Origin of the sequence: Planotetraspora phitsanulokensis, from assembly GCF_016863295.1 — a bacterium.
Classification (GTDB): Bacteria; Actinomycetota; Actinomycetes; order Streptosporangiales; family Streptosporangiaceae; genus Planotetraspora; species Planotetraspora phitsanulokensis.
In genome coordinates, this window is the sequence record NZ_BOOP01000026.1 from 19,990 (window position 1) to 45,393 (window position 25,404).

Here is a 25,404-nt window from a genome sequence, read left to right on the forward strand (position 1 = left end):
CCGTGAACGTCCCACCCGGTGCCCGGCCCTTCCCGAACTCTCCGACGGGGGCGGCCGCCAGGGACCTCCCCGGCTTCGGCGCCCTCGTCGCGGACCACGCCCCCGCCCTCGCCCGTACGGCGTTCCTGCTGACCGGTGACGCCATTGCCGCACGCCTGCTGGTCGTCGCGGCGGTCACCTCGGTCGCCAAGCGGTGGAGCACTCTGCGGTGGTCCTCACCCGCCCGGGCCGCCACGAGGGAGCTGTTCGGGGCCTTCCTGACCCGTCCCCCGAAACCCGCGCCGATCGTGGACCGGCCTCTGAGGGGTGAGACGGGGACCTCGGACGATGCGCGGCCAGGCGACCAGAGCCTCGCCCTTCAGGTGGCGGAGGCGATGGGCGCGCTGACCCCGCGCCGCCGTGCGCTGATCGTGGCGCGCTTCCACGAGGGTCTGCCGGTGGAGCTGGCGGCCGCTCTGTGCCGCGTGGACGTCCGCACGGCCTGGGCCGAGACCGACGCCGCCCTGTCCGAGCTGACCGGCCGCCTCCCCGTCCTCCGGACCGTCTCGGGCCCGGCCCCGGCCTCCGATCCGCGGCCTTCCGCCCCGGACGAGAACAGGGCCCCCGACCCACGGGACCCGGCCCCGGAGAGCCCCGAGACATCAGAGAGCCCCGAGGCCCCGGCGACCCCTGAGGCTCTGGCGGGCTCTGAGGGTCTGGAGCGTCCCGAGACGCCGCCGACCCCTCCCGCCACGCCATGGGCGCCTCCGGCGCCTCGGGGCGCGTCCTGGGCCGCCCCCGAGTCCGCGAGCACCTCCTGGGCGGCCCCCGAGCCCCAGAGCCCCCAGAGCGCGCGCTGGGCCGCCCCTGAGCCGCAGACCGGTCCGGCTGCCTCATGGGCGCCCCCCGCGCCCCACAGCGGCCCGCCCGCCACCCCCGTCGGCCCGCCACCGGCGGCCGCCACCCCGCCACCGGCGGCCGCCACCCCGCCACCGGTAGCCCCCGCACCGCAGGCGAGGCCGCACCCGGCCCCGTACCAGGCCCCGATCCCGGGGCCTCGGCCCGCCGAGGACCCGGCGCACGAGGCGCTGCGCCGCCACCTGGCCCTGCTCGCCGCGCAGGCCCCTGCCGTCGACATCCCCGGCGTCATCGGCCAGATCCTCCGTACGGCACGGCGGCGGCGGGTACGGCGGCGCGTCGTGGGCGCGACCGCCGGCATCACGGTGGCGGCGCTCATCGGCACCGCCGTCATCATGGGGATGTCCGCCCTGGTCGACGGGGCCCGCGACAGCGTCCGCCGCGCCGATCCCGGGCTGCAGGCCATCGACGACGGCGGCGACGGCGACCATCAGGATCAGTACGCCGCGGACGCGCCTCTACTGCTGCACAGCTACGTCACCAGACCGTTCCGGTACGCCTACCGCTTCTACTGCGACCCCGGCGATTCGGAATCGCCCGACGAATACGGCCACTGCGGTGGCTGGCGCGTGGTGAGCACCGGGTTCGACGAGTGGCAGATCCCCGAAGCCGACACGCGTCTGTTCGCGATCAGCCCGGACGGGGGCCGCCTGGCCTACTACGACACCTCGGCGGCCGCGCTGGTCATGGTGGACCAGGATGATACGAGGCCGGAGATCACCGACCTCGTCACGGAAGCCGACCAGGTGGACTACGACACCGAGCTGACTTTCTCGCCCGCCGGGCGGTGGCTGGCCGTCGGCTACGGAGAGGACGAGGGCGCGCCCCGGCCCCGGTTGCACGACTTCTCCACGAACCGGTCCTGGACCCTGCCGCGGTACCTGCAACTCCTCGCCGTCTCAGAGGACGGCACGGTCACCGCCACGCTGGACGCCGACGTGCGCGACGAGCCCGGCCGCGTCCACACCACCACCCTCGTCCGGATGCGGCCGGACGGCCACGTGCTGAGCCGCGTCCGCGTGGAGCCTGAGCTGTTCGACAGCAGCGCGGGGCTGTCCGCCGACGGCAAGGTCCTCGCCCTCGCCGTGGAGCCGGCTCATCCGAGAGACGACGGGCAGAACCGGCTGGTCATGCTCGACGCGCGCACCGGAAAGGTCCGCTCCCTGATCGAGGCGGCCCTTCCGACGTACACCTACATCGATGAGGTCCGAGGCTGGGTGAACGATCGTGAGGTGCTCGTCGACGTCTCGGACGATGACGACGAGTACTACACCTACATCATCGACGTGACCTCGGGCGCCGTCCGGGAGGTCACCGACGCGGGCTCGCACGACACCGCGGAGGTCTGGGCCCCCGGAACACTCGGTTAGGCATACGAGAAGGGGCGCCCCGGAACCGGGACGCCCCATGGTCAGGCGATCAGACCATCTCGTACACCTTCTCCTCGGCGGTCTCCGTACGGGACCGGAACCGCAGCCCCGTCAGGGCGACGACGAGCCCGACGAGGGCGAACGCGACCGACACCGTGATCGCCGCCTTGAAGCCCCCGATCGGATCGGACTGCGTGCCCGACGTCAGCACCGCGGTCACGACCGCCAGGACGACGGCTCCCCCGACCTGCCCCGACGTGTTGAGCAGCCCCGAGGCGAGGCCCTGCTCCTCGTCGCGGACCCCGTTCGTCGCCTGGATGTTGAGCGACGGGAAGGTCAGCGCGAACGCGATGCCGAGCAGGACCATGCCGGGCAGCACCATCGTGGCCAGGCTGGGGTGCTCGTCGATCCTGAGGAACTGGACGTAACCGGCGATCAGGGAGAGCGTCCCCAGGGCGATCAGCCGGGCCGTGCCGAACCGGTCGGCCAGTTTGCCCATCTTCGTCGAGGTGATCGCGACCAGCAGTCCGGCAGGCAGGAAGGCCAGGGCGGTGTGCAGGGCGCTCCACCCGAGCAGGTTCTGGAAGTACTGCATGGCGACGAACTGGAAGCCGACGTACGAGCCGAACAAGATCACCAGTCCGATGTTCGCCCGGACGAGCGGTGCCGAACGCAGGATGCCGAGGCGGACCAGAGGATGCCTGACCCTGCGCTCCACCACCACGAACAGGGCGAACAGGACGACCACTCCGACGACGGACAGCACCGTGCGGAGAACACCGACCTGCGGCGCCTCCACGACGGTGAAGACCAGGAGCAGCATGGCCGCCGTGATGGTGGCGGCGCCCAGGAGGTCGTGACCGCCTTCGCCGCGCTCCTCGCCACGGCTGAGCAGGCGCAGGCCCGCGATGAGGGCGATGATGGCGATGGGCACGGGCATGAGGAAGGTCCAGCGCCAGCCGATCTCCGTCAGCAGGCCCGACAACACGAGGCCCAGAGAGAAGCCGCTCGCGCCACACGCGGAGAAGATGCTCAGCGCCCGGTTGCGCGCGGGCCCCTCGGCGAAGGTCGTGGTGATGATGGAAAGAGCGGCAGGAGCCGTGAAGGCCGCACTGATGCCCTTCACGAAGCGGGCGGCGATCAGCAGGGTTCCGTCGTTCATCAGCCCGCCGAGCAGCGACGCGACGGCGAAGACGGCAAGAGCGGCGAGGAACACCCTGCGGCGGCCGAGCAGGTCGGCGGTCCGGCCCCCGAGAAGCAACAGGCCGCCGTATCCCAGCACGTAGCCGCTGACCACCCACTGCAGCGACGAGGTGGTCATGCCGAGGTCGGACTGGATGGAGGGCAGGGCGACGCCCACCATGGAGACATCGAGAGCATCGAGGAACAGGACTACACACAGAACCGAGAGGGCACCCCACAGGCGCGCCCCCCAGCGCTCATCCTTAACAGGAGGGGTCATGGGGAAGAAGGTACATGCACATGCATTCAATGCACAAACATTTAATGCGTTTGCATATATTGCACAATCATGGTATGTTCCCGCGCAGAGAGGCGGTCTGGAAGACGCATGGACGACACCGACTTCGTGGTTATGGCATGGCGTGAGCTGCTCGCCCGGCACGCGCAGGTGTCGTGCGCGCTGGATCGCGAGCTCGGCGACAAGCACGGGCTCGGTGTGAGCGAGTTCGAGGTGCTCGACCGAATGGCCGAAGCCAGGAGCTGCGGCGACGACACGGCCAAGTTCAAGTTCCGGGTGCAGGAGCTGGCCGACCAGGTTCATCTCAGCCAGAGCGCGATGTCGCGGCTGATCGCCCGCCTGGAACGCGAAGGCCTGGTCGCCCGGGCGATGTGCGCCGACGACCGGCGGGGCGTGTTCGTGCAGATCACCGAGGCCGGCCTCCGGCGGCAGGCCGAGGCCGCCCCGACACACCGGGCCGTCCTCAGCTCAGAGCTCTCCCCGCACCTCGCGAACGCGCGATGCCTGGAGGACGAGCGCAGCGACTCCGCGCCCGTCCTCTCCGCCTGACGGTGACGGCTACGCGGTGATCCGGTCGATGACCAGGGGAAGCAGGTCCGCTTCGCCGTCCTGGCCGATCGTGTAGGCGCCCTCCAGCGCCTCCAGCGCCCGCTCGAACCTCGCGGTCTCGTCCGCGTGCAACGTCATGAGGGGCCTGCCCTCGGTGACGACGTCGCCCGGCTTGGCGTGCAGCATGATGCCGGCTCCCGCCGACACCGGGTCCTCCTTACGGGCCCTTCCCGCCCCCAGCCGCCACGCGGCGACTCCGACGGCCAGCGCGTCCAGCTTCGACAACACCCCCGACGCGGGCGCGGCGATCTCGACGAACTCGGCCGACCTGGGCAGGACCGCGTCGGGGTCGCCTCCCTGGGCGCTGATCATGCGCCGCCAGGCGTCCATCGCCGAACCGTCCTTCAGCGCCTCCTCGGGGTCCTTCGCACCCCGGACGCCCGCGGCCTCCAACATCTCCCGTGCCAGCCGTACGGTCAGCTCCACCACGTCGGCGGGACCGCCCCCGGCGAGGACCTCGACCGCCTCCTCGACCTCCAGGGCGTTGCCCACGGCGTATCCCAGAGGCCGGTCCATGGCGGTCAGCAGGGCGACTGTCCGCACGCCGGCGTCCGTGCCGAGCTCGACCATCGTCCGGGCCAGTTCCCTGGCGTCGTCCACGTTCTTCATGAACGCGCCGGATCCGGCCTTCACGTCGAGCACCAGGGAGCCGGTGCCCTCGGCGATCTTCTTCGACATGATCGACGAGGCGATCAGCGGGATCGACTCGACGGTGCCGGTGACGTCCCGCAGCGCGTACAGCTTCTTGTCCGCGGGCGCCAGCCCGCTGCCCGCCGCGCAGACGACCGCCCCGGCCGCGCGGATGACGTCCAGCATCTCGGCGTTGGACAGGGACGCGCGCCATCCCGGGATGGACTCCAGCTTGTCCAGCGTCCCCCCGGTGTGGCCCAGCCCGCGGCCGGAGAGCTGCGGGATGTAGGCGCCGCACGCCGCCACGAGCGGGGCCAGCGGCAAAGTGATCTTGTCGCCGACTCCGCCGGTGGAGTGCTTGTCCGCGGTCGGCCGGTCGAGGACGGACCAGTCCATCCGCTCCCCCGACCGGATCATGGCCTGGGTCCAGTCCGCGATCTCCCTGCGGTCCATCCCGTTGAGCAGGATCGCCATCAGCAACGACGACATCTGCTCGTCGGCCACCGCGCCACGCGTGTACGCGTCGATCACCCAGTCGATCTGGGCGGTGGACAGCGCGCCACGCTCCCGCTTGGTGATGATGACGTCGATCGCGTCGAAACCCATGCTTCCCCCTATCGCGACAGGTCGTCGGGCCCGAAGGCGAACGGCACGAGGTCCGCGAGCCGCCAGGGCCCCTCCGGCGTCTCCACCAGCAACTCCGGCCCGCCGTGCTCGAAGAGCAACTGGCGGCAGCGGCCGCACGGCATCAGCAGCTCACCGTGGCCGTCCACGCAGGTGAACGCCACGAGACGGCCGCCTCCGCTCGCGTGGAGCGCCGAGACCAGCCCGCATTCGGCGCACAGCCCGAGGCCGTACGACGCGTTCTCGACGTTGCACCCGGTGACGACACGTCCGTCGTCGACGAACGCGGCGGCACCCACCGGGAACTTGGAGTACGGCGCGTACGCCTTCGCCATGGCCTCCCTGGCCTCGGCGTGGAGCGTCTCCCAGTCGATGGTCATGTCGTCTGCCCCCTCCGGTACGGAATGCCGTCGGCGGCCGGCGGACGCAGCCGTTGCGAGGCCAGCGACAACACCAGCAGCGTGGTCAGGTAAGGGGTGAACGAGGTGAACTGCTCGGGCACCGTGTCCGTCACCGCGAACACCACGAAGACCACGACCGCGCCGATCCCCGTGATCAGCGCCGCCTTGTTGCGCCCCTGCCGTACGAGCTGGTAGATCGCCACAGCGGCGAGCAGCAGCGCGACGACGAGCAGCAGCGCGTGGACCGAGGTCCCGCCCTGCCGGAGTTGCAGCGCGTCGGTGTATCCGAACAGCGCCGCGCCCCCGGCGAGGCCTCCGGGCCGCCAATTGCCGAAGATCATGGCCGCGAGGCCGATGTATCCGCGGCCGCCGGTCTGCCCATCACGGTAGATACCCGCGGCCACGATGGACAGGAACGCGCCGCCCAGCCCGGCGAGGCCGCCGGAGAAGAGCACCGCGATCCACTTGTACAGGTAGACGTTGACGCCGAGGGACTCCGCGGCGACGGGCCGCTCGCCCACCGACCGCACCCGCAGGCCGAACGCGGTGCGCCACAGCACGTAGTACGACAGCGGCACGAGCAGGATCGCCAGGATCGTGAAGGCGGACACGTTCTGTGTGAGTCCGCGCAGCACCCCGGCGAAGTCGGAGAGCACGAACCAGTGCTTCGCCTCGAGCGTCCGCAGCGGATCGCCGATCCACGGGACGCTCAGCGTGCTCATCGAGGGGACCGGCGGGGACTGCTTGGCGCCGCCGCCCGGCATCCCGTCGAAGACGAGCTTGGACAGGTACTGCGTGAACCCGACGCCCACGATGTTGATCGCCACGCCGGAGATGATGTGGTCGACTCCGAAGGTGACGGTCGCGACGGCGTGGATCGCGCCGCCCAGCGCACCGCCGATCGCGCCCGCGACGACCCCGGCCCAGGGGTTGTCGAACTGGAGCGCACCCCAGGCGCCGAACCACGTGCCGAGGATCATCATGCCTTCGAGGCCGATGTTGACCACGCCGGCCCGCTCGGACCACAGGCCGCCGAGGGCCGCCAGCCCGATCGGAACGGCCAGGCCCAGCGCCGCACTGACGGTGCCGCCCGAGGTGATGTCGTTCGCCCCCGTGACCATCCGCGCGATGGACAGCAGCACGATGAGAGCCACGAGGCCGAGCAGCAACATCGGGAAGGTCAGCCTGAACCGCCTGTTCGGCGCCGCCTCCACGGGACGGTCCGCGGTGAGGCCCGTCGCGCTCATGCCTGCTCCTCGGTGAGCGTTCCGGCGGCGCTCACCGGCCGCCGGCAGTCTTGTGTGGGTCGCTGGCTCATGCCGCGGCACCTTCCGCCTGCTGGGGGGTGGCCAGCTCGCGACTGACCCGCCGTTGCTCCGCCACGATGCGGTACCGATGGACCAGCTCGTACGCGATGATCACGGAGAGCACGATGACTCCCTGCATGATCGCCACGATCTCCTTGGAGATGTCGAGCAGCTGGAGCGTGTCGGACGAGTTGTCCAGGAAGCTCCACAGCAGCGCGCCGATCGCCATGCCCACCGCGTTGTTGCGGCCGAGCAGGGCGATCGCGATGCCGGTGAATCCGAGGCCCGTGGGGAAGTTGGTGCTGTACTTGTACGACGCGCCGAGTAGCTCGGGCATGCCGATCAGGCCCGCGACCACGCCGGAGACGACCATCGTGACGACGATCATCTTCTTGACGCTGATCCCGCTGGCCACCGCCGCCGACTCCGACTGTCCTGTGGCCCTCAGCTCGAATCCGAACCTGGTCCGGTTCAGCAGGACGTAGTAGGCGATGCCGAGGACGAGCGCCAGCACGATGAAGCCCGTGACCTGCAGCTGGGTACCGGGGATGAGCGCCATGCCCGGTACCCGGGAGTCCGCGGGGAGCTCCTTGGTGGCGAGCTCGTTGCCCCGGAGGACTCCGAAGTGGTTGGTCACCAGCCACGAGCCGATGCCGGTGGCGATGGAGTTCAGCATGATCGTCGAGATGACCTCGCTCACGCCGCGCGTCACTCTCAGCAGGCCCGCGATCGCGGCCCAGAGGGCGCCCACGACCACCGCGACCACGACGATCAGGATGATGTTGAGCACGCCGGGGAGCAGAGCCGCGCCTCCGACGCCCGCCGCCACCACGGCGGCGAGCCGGTACTGGCCGTCCACGCCGATGTTGAACAGGTTCATCCGGAAGCCGATGGCGACGGCCAGGGCCGAGATGTAGTACTCGGTGCCCGTGTTGACGATGACGGCCATCGTCCGCGGCTGGGAGCCGTACTGCGCGAGGGCGTTGAACGTCTCAAGCGGAGCCTTGCCCGTCGCGAGAAGCACGACAGAGGTGATCACCGCGGCGAACAGGACGGCGAGCAGCGGGGCGACCAGGGCCAGCCAGCCGCTCAGCTTCACCCGTCCGAGCAGGCGGTCGAGAAAGGTGCTCATGCGCCCTCCCCGGCGCCCGTCATGGCCGAGCCGAGCCGCTCGGGAGTCACGGAGGTCGGGTCGATGTCCGCGACGATCCTTCCGCGAAGGATCACCTTGAGTGAGTCGGAAAGGCCGATGAGCTCGTCGAGGTCCGCCGAGATCAGCAGCACGGCGAGACCGGCGGCTCGTGCCGTCCTGAGGTGGTCCCAGATCGCCGCCTGCGCGCCCACGTCGACGCCGCGCGTCGGGTGGCTGGCGATCAGCAGGACGGGATCGCCGCTCATCTCCCGGCCCACGATCAGTTTCTGCTGGTTGCCGCCGGACAGCGCGGCCGCGTCCACCTCGATGCCGGGGGTTCGGACGTCGTAGGCATCGACGATCCGGCGTGTGTCCTCCCGCGATCCCGCGCGGTCGACCCAGACGCCCTTGACGTTGGGCCGGCGGGTCTGGTGGCCGAGGATCCGGTTCTCCCAGAGCGGCGACTCGAGCAGCAGCCCGTGCCGGTGCCGGTCCTCCGGGATGTACCCGATGCCCGCCTCCCGCCGCTTCAGCGTGGACCACTGGCTGATGTCCGCGCCCGCGAGGGTGATGGTGCCGGTCGAGCCGGCGCGCATGCCCATGATCGCTTCGACGAGCTCCGCCTGCCCGTTGCCCTCGACACCCGCGATGCCCAGGACCTCGCCCTTGCGGATCTCCAGGGTCACGCCGTCGACGATCGGCCGGCCCGTGTCGCTGCTGACCGTGAGGTTCCGTACGGCGAGCGCCACGACGTCGGTGACGGTCGACTCGCGGGTCTCGGGGCTGGGCAGCTCGCTGCCGACCATGAGCTCGGCGAGCCGGCGGGCGGTCACGTCCTTGGGGTCGAGCGTCGCGACGGTCGTGCCGCGGCGGATCACCGTGATCGCGTCCGCGACCCGGAGCACCTCGTCGAGCTTGTGGGAGATGAACAGGATCGTGAGGCCCTCGCGGACCAGTCCTCGCAGGTTGTCGAAGAGCTCGTCGACCTCCTGGGGAACGAGGACGGCGGTCGGCTCGTCGAGGATGAGGATGCGGGCGCCGCGGTAGAGGACCTTGAGGATCTCCACGCGCTGGCGGGCGCCGACCCCGAGTTCCTCGACGGGGACGTCGGGATCGATCGCGAGGCCGTACGCGTCGGAGATCTCCTTGATCTTCTTGCGCGCCGCGCGGAAGTCGACCGCGAGGCCGCCGCGGCGGGGCTCGCTGCCGAGGATGACGTTCTCGAGAACGGTGAGGTTGTCGGCCAGCATGAAGTGCTGGTGGACCATGCCGATCCCATGGGAGATGGCGTCACCGGGCGTGTGGAAGACGACGGGGGAACCGTCGACCTTGATCTCGCCCTCGTCCGGACGCTGCATGCCGTAGAGGATCTTCATGAGGGTGGATTTGCCTGCGCCGTTCTCCCCGACGATGGCGTGGATCCGGCCCTTCGCGACCTGCAGATCGATGTCTCGGTTCGCGACGACTCCGGGGAATCTCTTGGTGATTCCGGCGAGCTCTACAGCAGGTTCTGTGGCGGTCGCGGTGGAAATGGCGGCCTCCTCCTTGCGGAGTGCCTGGTGACGGACATTGTTTTGGGTGACAGTAGACCAAGGGGCCCGGGGCTATGCCCGCGGGCCCCACGTCAGGGCAGATCAGGAGGACGGAACCGTGATCTCGCCGCTGATGATCTTCTGCTTGTAGTCGTCGAGCTGCGACTTGATGTCGTCGAGCTGGCCACCGGTCACGGAGTAGTCGACGCCGCCGGCCTTGAGGTCGTAGATGGTGGGGCCCTCCTTGACCGTACCGGCCACGTAGTGCTGGAGGAAGTCGAAGACCGCGACGTCGACCTTCTTGATCATGGAGGTCATGATGACGTCCTTGACGCCGCTGTAGGCCGGGAGGGCGGCCTGGTCGGAGTCGACACCGATCGCGAGACCCTTCGCGGCCTTGGCCGCGTCGAAGACGCCGCCGCCCGAGCCGCCCGCGGCCTGGTAGACGATGTCGGCGCCCGCGTCGAACATGCCCTCGGCCGCGGTCTTGCCCTTGGCCGGGTCACCGAATCCACCGAAGTCCGGGGGCTGGGTGAGGTACTTCGACTGGATCTTGATGTCCGGCTTGACCGCCTTGGCGCCGGCCTCGTAGCCCGCCTCGAACTTGTGGATCAGTGGGACGTCGACGCCGCCGACGAAGCCGATGTTGCCCGACTTCGACTTGATCGCGGCCGCCGCGCCGACCAGGAACGAGCCCTGCTCCTCGGCGAACAGCAGGTTGGTGATGTTCGGGGCCGCGACCGGGTCGTCGACGATGGCGAACTTCGTGTCGGGGAACTCCTTCGCCACCTTGCCGAGCGGCGCGGAGTAGGCGAAGCCCACCGCGATGACCGGGTTGTACCCGCCGGAGGCGAGCAGACGGAGGCGCTCCTCCTTCTGGGCGTCGGTCTCGCCCTGGGTCGCCTCCAGTTCCTTCTTGTCGACCTTGAGCTCGGTCACGGCCTTGTCCAGGCCCGCCGCGGCGGCGTCGTTGAAGGACCCGTCCCCGCGGCCGCCGATGTCGTATGCGAGACCCACCTTGACCGCGGAGGCGGCAGGCGCCGAGGCACCGGTGGTGGATTCCGATGTGCTGCTGTCACTACCTCCACACGCGGCGGCGGCCATGAGCATGGCCCCCGCGGCAGTGGCGGCGGCCATCTTGCTAACTCGATTGCGGAGCAAGGTTTGACTCCCCTTCCGTGTCCGCGCCGTCGAACTTCCGGTGCACGCACGCAGAACGCACGGCAACCCTGCACGGAAGATAGTTGTTTGACCTGCATAGACCAAACCCGCACACAAGTCCGCAATAGGTCCGTTATGCAGCTCACGCCGCCCCGTGACCAGGAGGTCAGGCCGCGCGCACCTTGATCTTGCCGACGATGATCTCCTGCTTGAGCTCCTCGAGCCGTGGCTGGATGTCCCGGATGTGGCCCCCGGTGGTCGAGTAGTCCACCCCGCCCAGCCTCAGATCGTAGACAGTCGGGCCCGACTTCACCGTGCCGTCCAGGATGCTCGCGATGTAGTCGTAGACGGCCACGTCGACCTTCTTCAGCATCGAGGTCAGGATGTTGCCGCGCACCTCGGGCGCGGCCGTCTTCGCCTGGTCGGAATCGACGCCGATGGCCCACGCGTGCTGCTGGTACGCGGCCTCGAACACGCCGGCGCCCGATCCTCCGGCGGCCTGGTAGACCACGTCCGCCCCGGCGTCGTACATGCCCTGGGCGGCCAGCCGGCCCTTGGCCGGGTCGTCGAACCCGGTGAGGTCGGGCGGCTGGGCCACGTACTTCACGTCGACGGTGTCCTCGGGCTTGATGTACTTCACCCCCTGGGTGAAGCCGATCTCGAACTTCTTCACCAGAGGCGACTGGACGCCGCCCACGAAGCCGACGTGTCCCGTGCGCGACTTCAGCGCCGCGGCCGCGCCGACGAGGAACGAGCCCTGCTCCTCGGCGAACAGCAGATTCGAGATGTTCGGCCCCCTGGCCATCGTGTCGTCCACGATGGCGAAGCGGGTGGCCGGAAAGTCGGGGGCGACCCTTTTCATCGGCTCCGAATAGGCGTAGCCCACCGCGATGATCGGGCTGTATCCCGCCTCGGCCAGAACGCGCAGCCGCTCGGACTTCTGCGCGTCGGTCTCCCCGGGCGTCGCCTCCAGCTCTTTCACCGTCCGGAGGCCGAGGTTCCTCTTGGCGTCGTCGAGCCCGGACGCGGCGGCGTCGTTGAACGACTGGTCCCCGCGACCGCCGATGTCGTACGCCAGCCCCACCTTCATCGAGGAGGCGTCCGATCCGGAGAATTCGGGCGGTTTGCCGCCGCACGCGGCGGCGCCCGCGACCAGAGCTCCGACCACGAGCACGGCGATCGACCGCAAGAGACCTCCTTCACTGGCATTGACCCACTAATGTGGCTTATGTCGGGTAAGAGATAACTAGCGACCAATACAATATTTGTCCAAATTTGTGGACTTTATTCCGAATTGTGGATGACCGTGGGCCTGGCGGCACCACCGGCGACCCACTCTTCACCTGAGGACGCCTTTCCCACGCCGTACGGCGAAGCCGGGCCGTGATGTGCCCGTTATCGGCGATTCCCGCGTTTCTCATCGGTCACCGCCGCGAATTCCGGTTCGGGCCGACCGCCCGTCCTCCGGGTCGAACGACCGCCCCGGGGGTAGGCGAGGCGTCGACGAGAGGAAGTGCCGCCATGGCGGACGAGCACGCCACCGGCAAGGGAGCGGATCCGGCCGGTAGCAGCACCGCGAAGGAGAGCGGCCCCGGACAGCCCATGGAGGAGACCGCCTCCACGCCGGCGCAGGTGACCCCGGAAGGGACCACCTCGAAGCCGGCGCAGGTGAGCGCGAACGCCCGCACCGACGACGACCGGCCGTTCGGCAGGCTCGGCCGTCCCTTCAACCACAGGTCGCCGTTCTTCATCGGGATGGCCGGCGCCGCCGGGATCGCGGTCACGTACGCGCTGATCCAACTGGTGATCAGCGTGCGCGACGTCCTGGTGCTGATCGGGCTCGCGATGTTCCTGGCGATCGGCCTCAACCCGGCGGTCGAGTGGCTGGTGCGCAAACGTCTGCCCCGCTGGGCGGCGGTGACCGCCATCGTGCTGGCGACACTGGGGCTGGCCGGCGGCTTCCTCGCCCTGGCCATCCCCGCGCTGGTCGACCAGGGCGGGGAGTTCGCCAAGCAACTCCCCGGCTACGTGCACAGTCTGCAGGACCGTCACTCGGTGCTGGGCAGCCTCAACCAGCGCCTCCAAATCGAGAAGCGCATCACGGAGCTGACGACGTCCGGGACCGGGCTCTCGCTGGCGGGCGGCCTGCTGGGCGCGGGCCGCATCGTCCTGAGCACGGCCGCGTCCATCCTCATCGTCTGCGTGCTGATGATCTACTTCCTGGCCGACCTGCCGCGCATCACCGGCACCCTCTACCGGTGCATCCCCCGCTCCCGCCGGGCGAGGGCCGTCCTCATCACCGACCAGGTCCTGATGAAGGTCGGCGCGTACGTGCTGGGGAACCTGATCACCTCGGTGATCGCCGGAGTGGCCACCTTCCTGTGGCTGGTGATCCTCGGGGTGCCGTACCCGGCGCTGCTGGGCCTGTTCGTCGCCCTCATCGACCTCGTGCCGGTGGTGGGGTCCACGATCGGCGGAGTGGTCGTCTGCCTCGTGGCGCTCCTCGTCTCCTTCCCGGTCGCGCTGGCCACGCTGGGCTTCTACATCGCCTACCGGTTCGTGGAGGACTACCTGATCGTCCCCAAGATCATGGGGAAGGCGGTCGACGTGCCCGGAGTCGTCACGGTTCTGGCCGTCCTGATCGGCGGAGCCCTGCTCGGCATCGTCGGTGCCCTGGTCGCGATCCCCGTCGCGGCCGCCATCCGGCTGCTCCTCAACGAGATCGCCTTCCCGCGCCTGGACCGCTCATGACCGCCCCGCGTCAGCGGGGCAGTCCGGACCATGCGCCGCCCCGCGTCAGCGGGGCAGTCCGGGCCTTGCGTCGGTGATCAGATCGCCGCGGCCTGCGCGAGCAGGTCGGCGGCGGTCTCGATCCCGCTCATCGCCGTCCGGCCGGTGACCTGGAGCGGGTCGATCCGCGGGACCGTCGCCGCCTGCGACTCAGCGGCTCTCGGCGCCCCAAAGAGCGGTCAGCGCCGTCGCGGCCATGACCTTCAGGCCGTAGCCGATCGCCCGCTCGTCGACGTCGAACTGCGGCCGGTGGATGTCGACCTCGTCGATCGCGCCGGGCGACCTGGTGCCGAGCCGCGCCAGGGCGCCGGGCACCGACTCGACGTACCACGAGAAGTCCTCGCCGCCGAGGCTCTGCGGCGTGGGGACGGCCGCTCCCTCCCCGAGGATCTGGTCGATGGCGTCGTGCAGCATCTGGATGCTCGTCCCCTCGTTGACCGTGGGGGGCGTGCCGCGCTTGTAGTTCAGCTCCGCGTCCACGCCGTACGCCCCGGCGACCGAGTCGAGCAGCGCCTTGACGAGGTCGGGCGCCTGGTGCCAGGCGTTCTCGTCCAGGGATCGGATGGTCCCCTGCGCCGTGCCGACGTCCGGGATCGTGTTGAAGGCCGAGCCGGCGGTGATCTGACCCCACACCAGGCTGAGGCTCGACCGCGGGTCGACCCGGCGGGACAGCGCGGCGGGGAGCTCCGTGATGATCTTGCTGAGCGCGTAGACCAGGTCGACCGTCAGGTGCGGGCGGGCGGTGTGCCCGCCGGGACCGGACACCTGGATCTGGATGTGGTCGCAGGAACCCGTGATGGGGCCGGTGCGCAGGCCGATCTGCCCGACGTCGATCCTCGGGTCGCAGTGGAGGGCGAAGATCCGGTCGACCTCGTTGAGGCCGCCGTCACGCATGACCTCGAGGGCGCCGCCCGCGACCTCCTCGGCGGGCTGGAAGATCAGGCGCACGCGGCCGGGGAGGGCGCCGGCGTCCGCCTGCGAGGCCAGGAACAGCCCTGCGCCGAGGACCACCGCGGTGTGCACGTCGTGCCCGCACGCGTGGCAGGCCTCCGGGTTCGTCGACCGGTACGGGACGTCCTTCTCGTCCTCCATGGGCAGGGCGTCGATGTCGGCGCGCAGGGCCACCGTCGGCCCGCTGGCCTCGCCGAGGTCGACCCACAGTCCCGTGCCGCGCGACAGCAGCCGGGGGGTCAGGCCCGCGTCCGTCAGACGCTCAGCGATCTTCTCGGTGGTGCGGTGCTCGCTGAAGGCGATCTCCGGGTGGGCATGGATGTCGCGCCGGAACTCGATCAGCTCATCGTTGTGCTCGCGAAGGAAGCCCGCCAGCTGCCCAGCCAGGTCGTTACCCCCGGGCGGAGCCATGTCAGGCGGGGCGAGCTTCGATGAGGTGGTCACAGGTCTTCCCTTCTCCGGCGAGCCGTCCAGCCACGGATCGCGGGATCGTCGAAAGCAATCGAGCCGAGGAGATCACGCTGAAAGCTCGAAAGGGTCGTGCGGGCGTCACGCCACCACCGACCCTTCCTTCACAATCTTTCCATGCATCGACCGTCCTAGGCGGTGGATTGCCCAGTATTTACACCGGCAACTGCTTGATGCCAGAAGTCGGTTTCCTTTGACGTACAAATCAGACATACGTATCAGGCACTCGAATGTCCGGACCCTCGGTTGGGGTTCGAGGTCACGAACCGGTCCTCGGCGAGCTCGATCAACGTCGCGTCGACGATGTCCTCGAGGGTTCCGCCGTCAGCGAGGATCGCCCGCTGGCGCTCACAGGAACTCCCCTGCTCCAGCACGTCCGTCATGACGGCGAGCTCCTCGGCACAGCCGAGTCTTTCTGCCACCGGTTCCAGTTCGCGCTGGAGTTCATACAATACGTCGCGCATGGGCGCCGTGCTGCCATGGTCGTCGGTGATGACGTCCGCGTCGAGGCCGTAGCGAGTCGCGCGCCACTTGTTGTCGCGCACGACCCAGGCCGCGGGATGCGGCAGTTTGTACCCCCGGTCGATCTGCTGGTCGAGCTGGTGCACCAGGCACTGGCTCAGGGCGACCACCATGCCGACCTCGCGAGGCGTGGGGATGCCGTCGAACATCCGCACCTCGATCGTGCCGAAGTCGGGATGCGGCCGGATGTCCCACCACACCTCCTTGATGCTCCTGATCGTCCCCGCGCGGAGCAACGTGCTCATGTACTCCTCGAACTCGGCCCAGTCGGCCAGCAGGTGCGGCGGGCCGGCGGTCGGCAGGGCGCCGAAGACGATGGCGCGGCTCGAGGAGAGCCCCGTGTCCTGCCCTCCCCAGTAGGGGCTGGACGACGTCAGGGCGAGGAAGTGCGGCAGGTGGGCCGCCAGGGCGTTGACGATCGGGATGACCTTCTCCCGGTCCGTGACGCCGACGTGGACGTGGACCCCGAACGTCTGGATGCGCCACGCGAGCCACTGCATCTCCTCGACCAGTTCGGCGTACCGCTGCACCGGCGCGTAGACCGCGTCACGCCAGTCGCTGATGGCGTGCGTCCCCGTGCAGGCCAGGCCCGTGCCGCGTGGTTCCACCACCTCCTGAAGGCGCTGGAGGCTCCTCTTGAGGTCATGTACGGCCTCGCCCGCCGTGTTGCAGACGTCCGTGACGATCTCGATCTGCGACTGCATCAGCTCGTGCATCGCCTTCGGGCGCCGGCCCTCGCTCAGCTCGGGAACGGCGGCGAGCACCTCCTTGGCGTCCTGCCGGAGCTGACGGGTGTGCCTGTCGACGAGCTGAAGCTCCCACTCCACACCCAGCGTCGCACCGCGCGAGGGGTTGAATTCGATCGCCACCGCATGCCTCCATGACTCGGAATCCCGTCTATGGCCTACCCCTCTTCCACGCTCGCACGCCGATCGTCCCGAGCACGAGGGCGAAGATGATGTTGACCGCGATCAGCACGCCGTGGACGACATAGAAGGCGGTCGGATGCCCATCCGCCAGGTTGAACCCCAGGTTGATCCATTCAAAGATCATGAAAGCGGCGAGGGCCAACAGAAAGCCCGATACACGTCTCGTCATCCTCACAGTATCGGCGGAGGCATCCGGGGACTGTGTCTTCGATCTTTGGGGGACATGTCCCTACATGCGAAAAGACGCGAAGCTAGGCTGATCCCCCTATGGGGACGAACCACCGGGCCCTCGTGGCCGCGCTCATGACGACGACGCTTATCGGGCTGACCGCTGCACCTGCCGCCGGCTCGACAATCGTCCGCGGCGATCTGGCCGACGGATCCGGCCTCGAGACCGGGAGCCCCGAAACGGAGGGCCTCGTCTCGTCCAGCCCCACGAGCACCGACACCGGAAGGCTGAACGGCGAGCAGACAGTGGCGAACCCGATCGGCGGGCGGCTGCTGGGCGGCCGCGGCCTGATCGCCCCCACGGGGATCGCCCCGCCGCCCAAGACCGAGGCCTCGGCCTTCCTGATCGCGGACGCCGACACCGGCCAGGTGCTCGCCGCGAAGGACCCGCACGGGCACTACCGGCCGGCGAGCACGCTGAAGACCCTCACCGCCGTGACGCTCATCCCCAAGCTCGACAAGGACCGCTGGGTCAAGCCGAGCCAGTGGGCCTGCGACGAGGAGGGCAGCGCCGTCGGCATCGTCCCCGAGCCGATCTATCAAATCGACGACCTGATGCGCGCCATGCTGATCGTCTCCGGCAACGACGCGGCCGACGCCCTCGCCGAGGCCAACGGCAGCCTGGCCAAGACGCTGGCCGACATGAACAAGGAGGCCAGGAAGCTCCAGGCGTACGACACGGTCGCCAAGACGCCGAACGGCCTCGACAAGCCGGGGCAGCGCAGCTCGGCCTACGACCTCGCGCTGATCGCCCGGGCCGGGCTGGCCATGCCCGACTTCCGCAAATACGTCAGCACCAAGGTGTCCAAGTTCCCCGCGCCGAAGGACGACGGCAAGAAGAAGGATCGCAACACGCAGGGCGACGATGACCCTGGCACACCCACCCCGACGAAAACCCCCCCTGCCTACTACGAGATCGCCAACCACAACAAGCTGCTCGGCAAATACAAGGGCATGATCGGGATCAAGAACGGCTACACCACGAAGGCGCTCGGCAGCTTCGTGGGGGCGGCCTCCCGCAACGGCCACACGATCATCGTCGTGATCATGCATCACCCCGGCGGCTTCTGGGAGGAGGTCGCGAAGCTGCTCGACTGGGGCTTCGCCGCCGACGGCAAGGTCACCCCGGTGGGCGAGCTGGTCAAGCCCACTCCCCCGCCCACGCCCACGCCCAAGGCCTCCTCCCTGGCCGTACGGCACTCGCCCGTGGCGCAGGCGCCCGTCTCCGGCGGCGGGTGGACCGACCGCGCCCCGCTGGTGGCGACCGCGGTCCTCGGCGTGGGGGTCGTCGGAGCGATCGCCCTCGGGTACGGCCTGCGCCGCCGCAGGCGGGCACCCGATCAGCCCTGATCTCCGAGGGCGTTCGACGGCACAGGCGTCGGCTCGGGAGGCGGGCCCATTCCGGCCGTCGCCGTCCAGGCCGCGGAGTAGAGGATCACCCTGGCCGCCAGGTTGATCCACAGCAGCAGGCCCACGATCACGGCGAACGCGCCGTAGACCGGATTGCGCAGCGTGCCCGCGAGGATGACCGCCGCGAGCTGCTTGAGCAGCCCGAACATCACGGCTCCCAGCAGCGCGCCCTTGAAGATCACCCAGAAGGGCTGCGAGGGCTTGGCCAGCCAGCCGAGGATGATGAGGAAGAGCAGGACGTCGGCCGCCAGGCTCACGAGAAGGCCGGTGATCCACACGGACGGCCCCGCGAGGACCGTGTCGCCCAGCCCGAGCCAGCCGGCGACCGTGCTGGTCGCGCTGGTCGCGAACCCGCCCACAGCCACGGAGACGAGCATGGTGACGCCGACGAGCACGAGCGCGACCAGGTCCCTGAGCTTGCCCAGGAAGTAGTTGAGCGGCGGCTCTGCCACCATCCAGATCTCCCGCAGGGCGGAGCGCAGCGCCTCCATCGCGCCCAGGCCCGCGTAGAAGATGCCGACCAGGCCGAAGACGCCCGCGCTCGTCTGGACGTCCTTGAGCTTGTCGATCTGCAGCCTCGACGCCAGCCCGGGGAGCTGCTCGTTGATCGCCTTGATGAGCGTCTCCACCACGTCGGGCGTGAGGAACTGGATCACGGCGAAGGCGAGCGCGATCAGCGGGAAGAACGACAGGAACGCGAAGTAGGTGAACGCACCGGCCAGCCGGTCACCCGACTGCACCTGGTACCGCTGGACCGTCCGGATCAGATGGTCGACCCAGCGGTGCCGGATGCGCCGGGTCTCGATGACGTCGCGACCCCGTGCCCTCAGCTCGTCGACGCGTCGCGTGACCCGCTGGACGATTCCTGTTCCCACGGCCGGTCAACTACCCCACAAGGCGGTCACGACGCAAGGCCGCAGGTCGGCGCGGCCGGGTTCTCGCCGCTCAGGAGCCCGTCAGGGCGTGGGAAGCAGCCCGAGCCGGTCGCGGACCTTCTCCATGGTCTCCTGGGCGACCGCGCGCGCCCGGGCCGCGCCCGCGGCGAGCAGCCGGTCGAGCGCGGGCTCGTCGGCCAGCAACTTCTCCGTGCGCTCCCGGATCGGCCCGAACGTCTCCACGACGATCTCGGCGATCTCCTTCTTGAGCGCGCCGTAGCCCTGCCCGGCGAACCGCCCCTCCAGATCGGCGATCGCGACGCCCGAGATCGCCGAGTGGATCCGGAGCAGGTTGGTGACGCCCGGCTTGTTCTCCTCGTCGGCGACGATCTCGCTGCCGGTGTCGGTCACGGCCCGCATGACCTTCTTGCGCAGCGCCGACGGCTCCTCGAGGACGTCGAGGATGCCCTGCGGGCTCGACGAGGACTTCGACATCTTGGCCGTCGGGTCCTGGAGGTCGCCGATCTTCTCGACCTCCTTGAGGATGTACGGGTTCGGCACCTTGAAGGTGGGGCCGTACCGGCTGTTGAACCGCTGCGCGAGGTCGCGGCTGAGCTCGAGGTGCTGCTTCTGGTCGACGCCCACCGGCACCTGGTCGGCCTGGTAGATCAGGATGTCGGCCGCCTGGAGGATCGGGTAGGTGAACAGGCCGACGCTGGCCGCGTTCTCGCCGTACCTGGCGGACTTGTCCTTGAACTGGGTCATCCGGCCGGCCTCGCCCATCCCCGTCTGGCAGATGAGGTACCACGCCAGCTCGGAGTGCTCCCGGACGTGGCTCTGCGCGAAGACGGCGGCCCGCTCCGGGTCCAGCCCCGCCCCGAACAGCTGGGCCGCGGCGACCCGCGTCCGGCGGCGCAGCTCGTCCGGCTTGGGAGCGACGGTCAGCGCGTGGAGATCGGCGATGAAGTAGAACGCCTCATGCGTCTCCTGGAGCGCGACGTACTGCCGCACCGCGCCGAGGTAGTTGCCCATGTGGAAGGAGTCGGCGGTGGGCTGGATGCCGGACAGAACGCGAGGTCGAGCCATGACATCCCATTCTGGCAGGGTTCGACGGGTATCCGCGACAGGGTCACTCCCCGGCCTCCGGCGCGTCGCCCTCGGCGGGCGTGGCCGGTCCGGTCGGGGTGACGCGGACCCGGGACACCCGGCGGCCGTCCATCTCGGTCACGGTGAGCTTGACGCCGGGCGCCTCGGCGGCGTCGCCGTTCTGCGGCAGATGCCCGAGGGCGGCCATCATGTACCCGCCGAGCGTCTCGTAGGGCCCGTCCGGGAGCCTGACCCCGGTCTGGTCGGCGAACTCGTCGAGGTTGACCAACCCCTCGATCTCCATCTCGCCGGCGATGACGCGGACGGCCTGGCCGAGGTCGTCGTACTCGTCCCTGATGTCGCCGATGAGCTCCTCGACCAGGTCCTCCAGGGTGACGATGCCGTCGGTCCCGCCGTATTCGTCGACGACGATCGCCAGGTGGTGGCCCTCGTCGCGCATCTCGGCCAGCGTCACGAGCACCCGCTTGCTCGCCGGGACGAGCTTGACCGGCCGGATCGGGATCAGCTCGCTGATCGGCTCGATCCGGCCGGTCAGGACCGGATCCAGGAGGTCCCGGACGTGGACGAAGCCGATGATGTCGTCGTAGGAGTCCCGGTAGACCGGGAAGCGGGAGTGCGGAAGGCCGGCCGCGAGTATCGCGGCCTCGGCGAGCGGGGTGTCCGCCGCCATGAACTCGACCTCGGTGCGAGGCAGCAGCACCTCCCTGAGCTGCCGTTTGCCCGCGGCGAAGACCTCGGCGATCACGTCGCGCTCGTCCTGGGTGAGCTCCTTGTGGCCCACCACCATGTCCTTGAGCTCCTCCGTGGTCATCGCGGCGCGGTCGGCCAGCGGGTTGCCGCCGAGCATCCGGACGATCCCGTTGGTCGACTTGGACAACACCCAGATCACCGGCCGCGACAAGGTCGCGATGCGATCGAGCAGCGGGGCGACGATAAGCGAGACCGACTCGGCCCGCTGCCGCCCGAGCCGCTTGGGCGCGAGCTCGCCCAGCACGAGCGACACATAGGAGATGGCGAGAGTCACGATCACGAACGCCACCGGGGCGGCCACGGCCTCCCTGAGGCCCCAACCGGTCAGCACCGGCCGCAACCTGTCGGCCAGCGCGTCGGCGCCGAGCGCGGCGGACAACACGGTGGCGACGGTCACGCCGACCTGGACGGCGGACAGGAACCTGTTCGGGTCGCGGGAGAGCTTCTGCACCCGGGCGCCGCGACGGCCGGCCCCGCTCAGCCGCCGGATCTGGCTCTCCCGCAGCGAGACCAGGGCCATCTCCGCGGCGGCGAAGAACCCGCCGATCAGGATGAATATCAGGACCAGTGTGATGGTCAACGCGACGTTGTCCACGTCATCAGTCCGTTCACATGTCTGGTGATCGCGCCTGCTGGCCATTCGCGATCTCGTGCCGGCGTCTTAGATCACGGTACTGCCTGGGGTCCCCACCCTCTCCTACGCAACCGCGTAAGCTAGGGCCAGCCGTACATAATCAAACAAAACCCAACAGGAGTACACAGTGAAGCTGCTGGTTACTGGTGGAGCAGGGTACATCGGCAGCGTCGTGGCGGCCCAGCTCGCCGAGGAGGGGCACGACGTCACGGTGCTCGACGACCTGTCGACCGGGCACAGGGACGCGGTGCCCGCCGAGGCCCGGTTCGTGGAGGGCTCGATCACCGAGGCCCACGAGCTGTTGGCCGAGGGCTTCGACGCGGTGTTCCACTTCGCGGCCAGGTCCCTCGTGGGCGAGTCGGTCGAAAAGCCCGGGCTGTACTGGTCGCACAACCTGGGCGGCACGCTCACCCTGCTCGACGCCATGCGCCAGGCGGGCGTCGGCCGGATCGTGTTCTCCTCCACCGCCGCGACGTACGGAGACCCGTCCGCCGACGGCACCGCCGCCCGGCCGATCGTGGAGACCGACCCCACCCGGCCGACCAACCCCTACGGCGCGTCGAAGCTGGCCGTCGACATCGCGCTGACCACGTTCGCCGGCATGTACGGCCTGGCCGCCGTGAGCCTGCGCTACTTCAACGTGGCCGGGGCGTACGGCCGGTTCCGCGAGCGCCACACGGTCGAGACCCACCTGATCCCCAACGTCCTCAAGGTCGCCCTGGGCGAACGGGAGTCGGTGAGCGTGTTCGGCGACGACTACCCGACGCCCGACGGCACCTGCATCCGCGACTACGTGCACGTCTCCGACCTCGCCCGCGCCCACCTGCTCGCCCTCGGCGCGTGTACGGCCGGCACCCACCGGATCTTCAACCTCGGCAACGGCACGGGCTTCTCCGTCCGGGACGTCATCGACGTGTGCAGGGAGGTCACCCGGCACGACATCCCCGTGGTGACGGCGCCGCGGCGGCCCGGCGACCCCGCCTTCCTCGTGGCGTCGTCGGACAAGATCCAGCGGGAGCTCGGCTGGAAGCCCGACCACACCTCGCTGGAGGGCATCGTCGCCGACGCCTGGGCGGCACTCGGGCGCTGACCCCGCGAGCGCCGGCCACGCCGGGCCACGCCGTAACCGACCGCGCCTGAACCGACCGCGCCTGAACCGACCGTGCCCGCGCGGACCGTGCCCGCGCGGCCGGCACGGGTCTAGCCGCGGCGGAGGGCGACCCGCATCCGCGCCTTGTTGTTGTTCGGACGGCGGTCGCCGAGACGGCGGGAGTACACGGTGGCCATCGTGGCCACCGCGTGCGACGCCCGGTGCGGCACCCGGAACACCAGTTGCAGCAGGCCGCTGGATCCCGACCTGATCGGCGGGAGCGAACACCCGACGAAGGCGGGTCCGCGGCGGCACCTGCCTCCCGTCGCGGACTCGAGCCGGGCCTCCCGCGGCTGCAGGAAGACGTAGGCGTCGCGGACGACCCGGGGCCCGCGGTTGCGCACCTCGGCGCGCACCGCGAACCAGTGGCCGGGCCGGGTGAACCTGGTGGACTCGCCGAATCGCACGGCCAGGTCGGCGCCCCCGTCGACCTTGGTCACCGCCTCGGCGGTGTTGTCCGTCCCGTCGGAGTCCACGATCTCCGACGACAGCCTGGCCTCCGCGCGGAGCGGTCCCTCCGCCCCCGGCTTGATGAGCCCGGTGATCGTCATACTCCCCGAGCCTCCCGCCAGGACGTCCTGCGACGCCCTGCAGATCACCTCGTTCATCCCCCGGCCCGGTGTGCATTCGGCGACGTCGACGTTGATGATCTGGAAGTCACGGGGAGTGTGGACCCGCAGGACCGGCAGCACCGCGTCTCCGGGGCCGTCGTTGTGCACCTTGATGCGGTAGGTCAGCGGCTGGCCCGGTTGGGCGACCTTCGGCGAGGCGGTGATCCCGACCGAGAGGTCGGCCGTCCCCCATTGCTCCGCCGCGAGCGCCGGTTGCGGCGCCCCGGCGACCAGAACGCACACCAGACCCGTGACGACCCTGCGACCCATAACCGTTCCCCCGAACACTCGAGATCAATTCAATCGTGTGCGGGCACGCTCCCATCCATGCGACACGCTGGGGAAACCAGGGTTCTCAGCGGATTCTCACGCGAGTTCCGGCTGCGCCGCGGCGAGGGTGCGCTCCTGCCCCGCGGGGTCGCGCCGCAGTCCGCCGTCCGGCATGAACAACAGCGCGAGCACGGCGACGACCGCGCCCGCCACGCCGAGCCACGGGATCACGGTCGCGGTCGCCGCGGCGTGCGCGAACGGGAGGCCGTGCAGCGGCGCCTCCCTGACCACCACGGAGCTGTAGGCGGTGCCCGCGAGGGCCAGCGCGACCGAGCCTCCGATCTGCCGGAAGAAGGTCAGGTTGGCGCTGGCCGTCCCCGTGTGGCGGGGCGGGACGGACGACTGGATCGCCACCGTGAGCCCGGACAACATCGGGCCCATCCCGAGGCCGATGAGGACCATCCACACGATGAGCGCCGGCGTCGTCGTGTCGACGGCCAGGTTCGCGCACAGCAACGTGCCGGCGGCGAGGAAGACCGGCGCGGTCAGGAGCCAGGGCTTGTATCGGCCTGTCCTCGAGATGAGCGCGCCCGTCAGCGCGCTCCCGGCGACCATGGCGAGCATCAGCGGGTAGATGTGCAGGCCGGAGGACGTGGCGCTGAGCCCGTGCGCCTCCTGGAAGTAGCGGGGCAGGAAGACCACTCCCGCGAACAGGCTGAACGCCGTGGAGAACGAGGCCACGTTGACGAGCGTGTAGGTCCGGTTGGCGAACAGCTCCAGCGGGACGATGGGCTGTTCCACGCGCCGTTCGACGACGACGAAGACGGCGAGCAGGACGAAGGCCGCCGCGATCGGTCCCAGGACCGGTGCGCTCGCCCACGTGTGGTCGTCGAGGCCCTTCTCGGTGAGGCCGAGGAGCAACGCGCTGATCGCGGCCGCGAAGATCGCGATGCCGAGGTAGTCGGGCCTCGCTCCGCGTCCGGTCCCCGACCTGTGGGGCAACCTCAGCCAGATGATCGCGACCAGGGCGACGCCGATCGGCACGTTGACGTAGAACGCCCACCGCCAGCTCGCGTGGTCGGTGAACAGGCCGCCGAGGAAGGGACCCGCCACATAGCTGAGCGCCATCACGCCGCCGAGCGCGCCCTGCACGCGCCCGCTGCGCTCGGGCGGGAACAGGTCGACCACCAGTGCCAGCGACAGCGGAAGCAGCGCGCCCGCACCGAGCCCCTGCAGCCCTCGGAAGGCGATGAGCTGTCCCATGCTCTGCGCGGCCCCGCAGAGGATCGAGCCCACGAGGAAGACCGTCACGCCGATGAGGAGCAGCGGCTTGCGACCGTGGACGTCGGACAGCCGGCCGTACAGGGGGACGGTGACGGTGGAGGTCAGCAGGTAGGCCGTCACGACCCAGGTGTAGAGGTCCGTGCCGTTCAGTTCGGCGGTGATCCGGGGCAGCGCCGTACCCACGATCGTCTGGTCGAGCATCGCGAGGAACATCCCGCCGAGCACGGCGAGGAGGAGGATTCCGTTCTTGCCTGACATGTGTCGAAGATGACATGTAAGGAT

General features: G+C 69.7%; 21 protein-coding genes. 5 read left to right on the top strand and 16 right to left on the bottom strand.

Annotated elements, in window-relative coordinates; translation table 11 throughout:
• Positions 1 to 2 precede the first annotated feature (2 nt).
• Positions 3 to 2,267, top strand: a complete 2,265-nt coding sequence (locus Pph01_RS27100; RefSeq protein ID WP_204075999.1) for a hypothetical protein — start codon at positions 3 to 5, stop codon at positions 2,265 to 2,267.
• A gap of 49 nt (positions 2,268 to 2,316) precedes the next feature.
• On the opposite strand, the gene Pph01_RS27105 is transcribed toward Pph01_RS27100, so the two are convergent.
• Positions 2,317 to 3,729, bottom strand: a complete 1,413-nt coding sequence (locus tag Pph01_RS27105) for an MFS transporter (protein WP_204076000.1) — start codon at positions 3,727 to 3,729, stop codon at positions 2,317 to 2,319.
• A gap of 108 nt (positions 3,730 to 3,837) precedes the next feature.
• Here Pph01_RS27105 and Pph01_RS27110 point away from each other — a divergent pair, with 108 nt between their 5' ends.
• A complete protein-coding gene (locus tag Pph01_RS27110; RefSeq protein WP_204076001.1) occupies positions 3,838 to 4,296 on the top strand; it encodes a MarR family winged helix-turn-helix transcriptional regulator in 459 nt (152 codons plus the stop codon).
• Positions 4,297 to 4,305: 9 nt separating this feature from the next.
• Here Pph01_RS27110 and Pph01_RS27115 read toward each other — a convergent pair whose 3' ends face one another.
• The 7 genes from Pph01_RS27115 to Pph01_RS27145 all read right to left on the bottom strand — a co-directional run bounded on the left by Pph01_RS27115 (position 4,306) and on the right by Pph01_RS27145 (position 12,332).
• Complete coding sequence (locus tag Pph01_RS27115; protein ID WP_204076002.1) at positions 4,306 to 5,592, bottom strand: thymidine phosphorylase; 1,287 nt, start codon at positions 5,590 to 5,592, stop codon at positions 4,306 to 4,308.
• An 8-nt stretch (positions 5,593 to 5,600) separates the two neighbouring features.
• Entirely contained in the window at positions 5,601 to 5,990 is a 390-nt protein-coding gene (locus Pph01_RS27120) for a cytidine deaminase (protein WP_204076003.1), read from the bottom strand.
• On the bottom strand, positions 5,987 to 7,258 hold the full coding sequence (locus tag Pph01_RS27125) for an ABC transporter permease (RefSeq protein ID WP_204076004.1): 1,272 nt from the start codon (positions 7,256 to 7,258) through the stop codon (positions 5,987 to 5,989). Before Pph01_RS27125 ends, Pph01_RS27120 begins: the two co-directional genes overlap by 4 nt.
• Positions 7,259 to 7,325: 67 nt before the next feature.
• Positions 7,326 to 8,450: an ABC transporter permease gene (locus Pph01_RS27130; RefSeq protein ID WP_204076005.1), complete on the bottom strand. Its 1,125-nt coding sequence runs from the start codon at positions 8,448 to 8,450 to the stop codon at positions 7,326 to 7,328.
• The gene (locus tag Pph01_RS27135; protein WP_204076108.1) at positions 8,447 to 9,982 is read right to left on the bottom strand and encodes an ABC transporter ATP-binding protein; all 1,536 of its coding nucleotides are present in this window, start codon (positions 9,980 to 9,982) and stop codon (positions 8,447 to 8,449) included. The genes Pph01_RS27130 and Pph01_RS27135 overlap by 4 nt, the downstream gene beginning before the upstream one ends.
• A gap of 102 nt (positions 9,983 to 10,084) precedes the next feature.
• Positions 10,085 to 11,119 carry a BMP family lipoprotein gene (locus tag Pph01_RS27140; protein WP_204076006.1) on the bottom strand — a complete coding sequence of 345 codons (1,035 nt, stop codon included), beginning with the start codon at positions 11,117 to 11,119 and terminating at the stop codon, positions 10,085 to 10,087.
• Positions 11,120 to 11,309: 190 nt separating this feature from the next.
• Positions 11,310 to 12,332, bottom strand: coding sequence for a BMP family lipoprotein (locus Pph01_RS27145; protein WP_239117044.1), 1,023 nt, complete (start codon positions 12,330 to 12,332; stop codon positions 11,310 to 11,312).
• A 332-nt stretch (positions 12,333 to 12,664) separates the two neighbouring features.
• Between Pph01_RS27145 and Pph01_RS27150 the strand changes: the two genes are divergently transcribed.
• Entirely contained in the window at positions 12,665 to 13,894 is a 1,230-nt protein-coding gene (locus tag Pph01_RS27150; protein ID WP_204076007.1) for an AI-2E family transporter, read from the top strand.
• Positions 13,895 to 14,083: 189 nt separating this feature from the next.
• Here Pph01_RS27150 and Pph01_RS27155 read toward each other — a convergent pair whose 3' ends face one another.
• From Pph01_RS27155 to Pph01_RS27165, 3 genes are all read right to left on the bottom strand, one after another.
• The gene (locus Pph01_RS27155; protein ID WP_204076110.1) at positions 14,084 to 15,295 is read right to left on the bottom strand and encodes an amidohydrolase; all 1,212 of its coding nucleotides are present in this window, start codon (positions 15,293 to 15,295) and stop codon (positions 14,084 to 14,086) included.
• A 275-nt stretch (positions 15,296 to 15,570) separates the two neighbouring features.
• Positions 15,571 to 16,743 carry a glutamate--cysteine ligase gene (locus Pph01_RS27160; RefSeq protein WP_204076008.1) on the bottom strand — a complete coding sequence of 391 codons (1,173 nt, stop codon included), beginning with the start codon at positions 16,741 to 16,743 and terminating at the stop codon, positions 15,571 to 15,573.
• 28 nt (positions 16,744 to 16,771) lie between these two features.
• The gene (locus Pph01_RS27165; RefSeq protein WP_345483314.1) at positions 16,772 to 16,972 is read right to left on the bottom strand and encodes an SCO4848 family membrane protein; all 201 of its coding nucleotides are present in this window, start codon (positions 16,970 to 16,972) and stop codon (positions 16,772 to 16,774) included.
• A gap of 98 nt (positions 16,973 to 17,070) precedes the next feature.
• Here Pph01_RS27165 and Pph01_RS27170 point away from each other — a divergent pair, with 98 nt between their 5' ends.
• Entirely contained in the window at positions 17,071 to 18,381 is a 1,311-nt protein-coding gene (locus tag Pph01_RS27170) for a D-alanyl-D-alanine carboxypeptidase family protein (RefSeq protein ID WP_239117046.1), read from the top strand.
• Here the strand turns inward: Pph01_RS27170 and Pph01_RS27175 are convergent.
• The 3 genes from Pph01_RS27175 to Pph01_RS27185 all read right to left on the bottom strand — a co-directional run bounded on the left by Pph01_RS27175 (position 18,372) and on the right by Pph01_RS27185 (position 21,768).
• The gene (locus Pph01_RS27175) at positions 18,372 to 19,316 is read right to left on the bottom strand and encodes a YihY/virulence factor BrkB family protein (RefSeq protein ID WP_239117047.1); all 945 of its coding nucleotides are present in this window, start codon (positions 19,314 to 19,316) and stop codon (positions 18,372 to 18,374) included. The genes Pph01_RS27170 and Pph01_RS27175 overlap by 10 nt on opposite strands.
• Positions 19,317 to 19,397: 81 nt before the next feature.
• A complete protein-coding gene (trpS, locus tag Pph01_RS27180) occupies positions 19,398 to 20,402 on the bottom strand; it encodes a tryptophan--tRNA ligase (protein WP_204076010.1) in 1,005 nt (334 codons plus the stop codon).
• A gap of 43 nt (positions 20,403 to 20,445) precedes the next feature.
• Positions 20,446 to 21,768 carry a hemolysin family protein gene (locus tag Pph01_RS27185; protein WP_239117048.1) on the bottom strand — a complete coding sequence of 441 codons (1,323 nt, stop codon included), beginning with the start codon at positions 21,766 to 21,768 and terminating at the stop codon, positions 20,446 to 20,448.
• A gap of 166 nt (positions 21,769 to 21,934) precedes the next feature.
• On the opposite strand from Pph01_RS27185, the gene galE reads away from it, so the two are divergent.
• The gene (gene galE / locus Pph01_RS27190; protein WP_204076012.1) at positions 21,935 to 22,897 is read left to right on the top strand and encodes a UDP-glucose 4-epimerase GalE; all 963 of its coding nucleotides are present in this window, start codon (positions 21,935 to 21,937) and stop codon (positions 22,895 to 22,897) included.
• Between the two features lie 110 nt (positions 22,898 to 23,007).
• Here the strand turns inward: galE and Pph01_RS27195 are convergent, their stop codons facing one another.
• The gene (locus tag Pph01_RS27195) at positions 23,008 to 23,838 is read right to left on the bottom strand and encodes a DUF11 domain-containing protein (RefSeq protein ID WP_204076013.1); all 831 of its coding nucleotides are present in this window, start codon (positions 23,836 to 23,838) and stop codon (positions 23,008 to 23,010) included.
• Positions 23,839 to 23,934: 96 nt separating this feature from the next.
• Positions 23,935 to 25,380: an MDR family MFS transporter gene (locus Pph01_RS27200; RefSeq protein WP_239117049.1), complete on the bottom strand. Its 1,446-nt coding sequence runs from the start codon at positions 25,378 to 25,380 to the stop codon at positions 23,935 to 23,937.
• Positions 25,381 to 25,404 lie beyond the last annotated feature (24 nt).